The organism is Mesobacillus boroniphilus JCM 21738, from assembly GCF_000517385.1.
In the GTDB taxonomy this organism is placed as follows: domain Bacteria; phylum Bacillota; class Bacilli; order Bacillales; family Cytobacillaceae; genus Mesobacillus; species Mesobacillus boroniphilus.
Genome location: NZ_BAUW01000149.1, coordinates 1 through 5,452 on the forward strand (window position 1 = coordinate 1; position 5,452 = coordinate 5,452).

The 5,452-nt window shown below is 38.1% G+C and carries 5 protein-coding genes; all 5 read right to left on the reverse strand.

The window, feature by feature from the left end; translation table 11 throughout:
* Positions 1–9 precede the first annotated feature (9 nt).
* On the reverse strand, positions 10–300 hold the full coding sequence (locus tag JCM21738_RS20820) for a Rossmann-fold NAD(P)-binding domain-containing protein (RefSeq protein WP_035210129.1): 291 nt from the start codon (positions 298–300) through the stop codon (positions 10–12).
* Entirely contained in the window at positions 284–769 is a 486-nt protein-coding gene (locus JCM21738_RS20825; protein WP_035210131.1) for a hypothetical protein, read from the reverse strand. Before JCM21738_RS20825 ends, JCM21738_RS20820 begins: the two co-directional genes overlap by 17 nt.
* Positions 770–774: 5 nt before the next feature.
* On the reverse strand, positions 775–2,490 hold the full coding sequence (locus tag JCM21738_RS20830; protein WP_023626606.1) for a hypothetical protein: 1,716 nt from the start codon (positions 2,488–2,490) through the stop codon (positions 775–777).
* Positions 2,491–2,495: 5 nt separating this feature from the next.
* On the reverse strand, positions 2,496–5,243 hold the full coding sequence (locus tag JCM21738_RS20835) for a hypothetical protein (RefSeq protein ID WP_023626607.1): 2,748 nt from the start codon (positions 5,241–5,243) through the stop codon (positions 2,496–2,498).
* Position 5,244: 1 nt separating this feature from the next.
* Positions 5,245–5,452: hypothetical protein (locus JCM21738_RS24600; RefSeq protein WP_031308260.1), on the reverse strand; the 208-nt coding region annotated here is incomplete at its 5' end.

Here is a 5,452-nt window from a genome sequence, read left to right on the forward strand (position 1 = left end):
CTTTCTATGTTAGAAGCTAAAGTCATCAAGTACGGATTTGTCTTTCTTCTTCTCCGAGAAAGAGACAATGTTATCAGCCTTTGTCGTAGTGGTTCTAAACTCTTCAAATTTGGTGAATCCCACCTTAGGGTCGGAAAAGGCTGAGTTGAAAAACTCATCAACCACAGAGGTTCGGGAATGACCAGTGGAAATGAGATTCACCAAAGAATTATTTCCATCATCGCTTGCATCAAGCCAACTAAAGAAAAGGGATTCCAATTCTTTGATGGTTTCACTTTTGGCTTTATTCTTTTCTTTCAATTCTTGTATTTCGGCATTCGCTTCTCCAAACGTTTTGCAGTTTTTCATTTTCATTTTGAAACCGCAAAAGGTTATCTTCATTTCGCTTTAAAGAAGCGATTAGTTTTCGCTTATCAACTGCCTTTCCTGTGAACAATTTATCCACAGCATCCACAGTATCCACAATTTTATTCTTATCGGATTGTTCTTTGTTTGTAGCGACAACTTGAATAACCTTGTTTGCTGTGTCAATGAGGTCTCTGCCGTGTCCTTTTTTCCAGAAATGTTCTTTTAGTCTGTATTCAATTTGCTTCGTTTCATATAACTCTTCTGCAAATTTATAAATACTGTTATACGAAATCAAGCCACGAGGTTGGACCTGTTCGCGGTATAAAGCAATGATTTTATTCACAGTCGCTTTTAATTCAGTTGTTAAATTCGTTTTGGGTCTTCCACGACCATCAGGTGTGGAAGGGAGCTTTTTCCCCATAGATATTACCTCTTTTTCTTATATTTCTTGGAATGAGTAAAGTGGTGCTGAACTCGAGAGTGCCAATGCAAGGCTACATCTAATTGCTTCTTAATCTCTATTAAATCTTTGTTATAAAGAACATCATTGTCGGAGAACTCGTAATCAGTATCGGTATGCTTCTGTGCAATTTTTTGTAAATTGGTCAAAACAGATAAGAGATGCTTGATATGGGTATTCGACCTTTTGTATGCTTCCTCAATCTCTGCTTGTCGGTTCATATACTCATATTCCGTTAAACGATAATGTGGACAAGCGAAATGGTCCTCGACTGGACAATTCTGTGTAGGGTCTGTGCAATACCCCAAATCCAGAGGAATCTTATCTAGTGAAGCGCCAGTATTGAAGATGAACTGGGTTTTGAAATCATCATCATCAAAATCAACCGTTTCCGAAGATTCCAGGTCTGCTGATAAGCGCTCCATTAGCTGTAATACTTCTGTGTCCACCCAATACTCCAAATGACTATAATACCCTTGCTGAGAGTAAATGGAAGTGTGTCCAGCAAGGCGAGCAATCTCCAAAGGGTGATAACCCTGCCTCATTAAATTCAACATACTGAAATGGCGTGTATCGCCTGTAGCGATAGGTTTCGTGATATCCACTAGAGGTTTTTCTCTAGTATCAGATACAGGAATGTTTCTTTTCTTATCCAATAACATAGTAAGACCATATTTGCCACCTACCACATCACGATAAAAGAGCTGCAAAAGATATAGATGACGAGTGGTTGTGTAACCCAATTTGTCTTTCTTTGTCTTCACAAGAGAAGGATGTAATAACGTCTTGGCTGGATAAAAGTCACGTATTCGATTCTGATAATGCAGAATTTCTTTTGCCATTTGGAAAGGGATTTTTATCTTATCCACCACTTGAACACGATTCTTTGGCTGCTTTTCTCTAGGCAATTTTATATAATACTGATGGTCTTTTTCAATTAGAGCATTTCTTTTTATCGTGCAAAATTCACAAGGGCGTAAAGGAATCAGCATAGTCAGATTCCACCAAAGATAAATAGGAAAATACAATAAATACTCTTCACTGTTCCTATCTAACCCCTTGAAGTAATCTCTCATAATCCAATGAAACAAATGAACTTCTTTGGTAGGTGGAAGGTCTCGCTGGGCATCGTCTCTTTTGCTAACGTGATTGGCTTCTTTTATGTCAAACAATAGAGGACCATATCGGCTCTCCTTATCAAGGAACGGGTAGTACTCAATAAAATTCAAGGTGGATAAAGCCATATCATATTGAATTCTCTTGGACGTTTTTTTGGTTAATACAAGTTCTACTTCCTGGAGCTTAGAAGAATCTAACATTTTTGAAAGGTCTAAAAACTGCACCAAATACCGAAACATTGAATCGGCATAGTTGATTGAAAACTGGTGGATTAATGAGGCAACCCAACACTTTACGATTAAGACGAACTTCGTCTCATCAAATTGGGGATGAAATCGAACAAGCTTGGCGACCTCTTCAAACTTAATCTTCCGACTGCTTCCTTGAGACTCAATATAAAGCTCCCAAGTATCCTCCTCAAACGCCAAATGGGAAAAAGGGGAGTTTTCTTGCTCTTTATCCAACATTTCTTTCGCTAGAGACAGGGAATACTCATCGGTATACTCTTCTTCATTAAAGGCGTGTAATTCGGATAAGTGGATAATGTTTTTTTCTGTTATCAATGGGTTCACCCCTTAAGTGTAAAGTATTCTCTTTTGCTATCGATTCTTCTGACTCGGCTTCTTAGGTCATCTAAATTCGTATCGATGATAAACTGGTTCACCACGTCATCCCCGAATGTTTCCACTGCTGACTTTATAAGCTGAATATCCCCATAGAAGGTATTCACAAGGAACGTGCGTTCACCGTCAGTTTTAGCCTTTTCAAAACGCTCGGTGAAATCGTAGACCTTCTCTTTAAAACGATTTCCCAAAACAGAAAGACTGACGATATGATGGATAGAGTACTCGCATTTCCCACAACTGCGTTCATTATTAAACACGCATTGAGCGAATATACACGATTTCCCTTCTTCATTCGAAGGCTGCAACCCCAATTGTAGAGTATGATAGGTGTTCTCTAATTCCTCTTGAGGCAGGGAGGAAAGGTAGTCCTTTAAAGCTTGTCTTTCAAAATTTTTCGCTTCTAAGTTGGTTAAATACTTTGTGAACATCTCGATTTGGAGAATATCATCAAAGGTGGATTTAATCTCTAACGCTTTTTCACGAGTAGCTTCCTTATTTTGCGTCGCAGACAAATTCGTATCGAGAAGGTTCGCCAATAAGGTATACGCATATCCAAACAACCCCAAGTTAAACAATTGACTGGTAATCAGGTCTATATGTTCTTGTGGGATGTCCGTATAAATGCTTGTTATTTCTGCATCACTATGGCTTCTCAAAATCTTGGTGAACTCAAGTGGGTTTCGGTTAGTTTTCTTTTTCACGATGCTATAAATATAGCTAATCACAGTGCGATTCATTTTTAGACTTCCAAACTGGAAATCTTCCATCCCATTGAAGAACACTTTATGGGAAGAGGGCGTTAGGACTTTTCCACGACCTGTGAAATCAATCAAAGAATCGGACATTGGAGTAGACTCTTGACATCTTAGCTCGCATACCGCAAAGGCATAGGCAAATGCTTCCCGCAATTCTTGTGAGTAGAAGAAATAACGACGCTTTCCCGTTTTACTGTGAACAAGAACCTTAGCTTGCATTTGGCTTAAAATGATGTCAATATCACTATCAGTGAGTTTATTGGTCAACAACCAATTCACGTCTTTTCCATTCAAGGTTGTCTGCTGCAAATTAATTCTTGGGACAGTCGCAACATCGTAATGTCTCCACCCATTCGTTAAGTGAATGAGGACATAAAGCCAGGTAGATGCGTATCGGGAAGTCTGGTCCATTCGTGATATATCTTCAATTGACTTCTTTATGTGTGTGTCTATCCGATTGGCATATTCAATGAGGTCAAGGTATTCATCAACTGAATAAATGGTTTTTTCCTTATGTTCCACCTTTTCTTTATAGGGATTGATAAGCCTTCTTTGGTTCCAATAAGGTGATGCTTTCTTTTTTCTTTGTTCACGATTTAAGTCAAGGAGGAACGAGTAAATGGTTTGCTTCACGCCTTTTGTATGAAATTCATTAAAAATAGATAAATTGATTTCATTTTCTGACAAACTCATTAACTCTTTATCGGTTGTTAGTTGAATAAGCAGTTCTGTGGTGTTGACAGTTTTTACAAGGGTAGCTTGCATTTTGGCTGGCGATTGATTGGATTTGGAGAATTTTCTTTTTATATAAGTGAACCATTCTTTTTCTGTTTCTTTTGCATTCTCGCTAAAATAAAGCTCACCCACCTCTAATGCATTCCGAAATGTTTCATTTGGAGTAGAGTAGATAGTATTGAGAATTGAATTTTTAAGTTTTCTTACTTTCAGTTCTGCATCTACCTTATCTTTAAAAAGAAGACCAGCATTTGCAGCCATATTTTTAAAAGGATATTTCCCTTTGTTTGTTCTTGCGATGGCTGGTATATTTGTCTTGCCGAGTCTCTTAAAGTCGGATGGAGTAAGGCGATTACTGAAGCCAAATAATTCAGCTACTTCGGCTGATATATAGTAGTTCTCTTCAATGTCGTTCAAGATTCTTAATTGTTCCGCTGCTAAGTCATCAATGGCTTTTTTGTCAAACCCCACATTATTAGGTAGAAGTTCTAATTCGAACTCATCAACCACTTGTTTGAAAGAATCGATAGATAAGTCTAGTACTTTCATCGCCTCAGGTCTTGTGTAGGTATCCCCTCTGCCGCGTTTGTACATTTCTTCTTCTACAAGGTTTTTATTTACGAACATTCCTTCTTGCGTTTTTACGATTCGGTGGACAGGAATAACAGAGTCAGCTGTAAAGTAGTTACGATTTACTTGATAAATGTCCAATGCTTCTTTAACCGAAATATGCTCTCTCTTAAATTGGTCTAATTCTTTTTTTATAAGAAGGAGTGTGTCAGTCTTGTAAAGAGGGATGTGATATATCGTAAAAATGCCTTCTTTTTGCAGTTCAATAAAGTTTTGTTGAAGATTGGGAAGACTCACCTTTTTGGGATAACCTATATGCTTCAGAACACTAGACAAAAGGATAAATTGTTCGTTAAATACTTCAAAGCACAAGCTAAGGGTTATGGCGTCGTTTAGGCTGAATAAAACACTCTGTTTTGTTTCCTTTTTATGCAGATAACCGTTATCAACCAACTTCTTCAAACGTTCCAACGTCAGGTGAACTTGTGGATGCCCTTGGCATTTGTATAAAGGAAGGAACTCTTCTTCTGGCATTTCAGTTTGTCGTTGTACGTCTTCGAAGGATATGTCTAACAAAGCTAGGGCTGCTTCTATATCCAGTACTTTTGTAAACTCTTTATCTTGCCACATTTTAAAAGTCCCCCTCCCAATGAATATCCTCTAAGGTTATATTCGCAATCCCATTCTCAAACGACTTCTTTACTTGTTCTTTTTCTTTTTTAAGGTCTGCCGACAATTGGTTTATCGCATCTTGTGTATAGCCCAGTGCTCTTCTATGGTCTACATATTTGATAACCGTATCGATGGTTTTATCTCCTCTAGCAATGGCGGTAGAAACG

Bases quoted from the DNA above. Each gene is read 5' to 3' on its own strand.
- JCM21738_RS20825 (WP_035210131.1), bottom strand. From the start codon at position 769: ATGGGGAAAAAGCTCCCTTCCACACCTGATGGTCGTGGAAGACCCAAA.
- JCM21738_RS20835 (WP_023626607.1), bottom strand. From the start codon at position 5,243: ATGTGGCAAGATAAAGAGTTTACAAAAGTACTGGATATAGAAGCAGCC.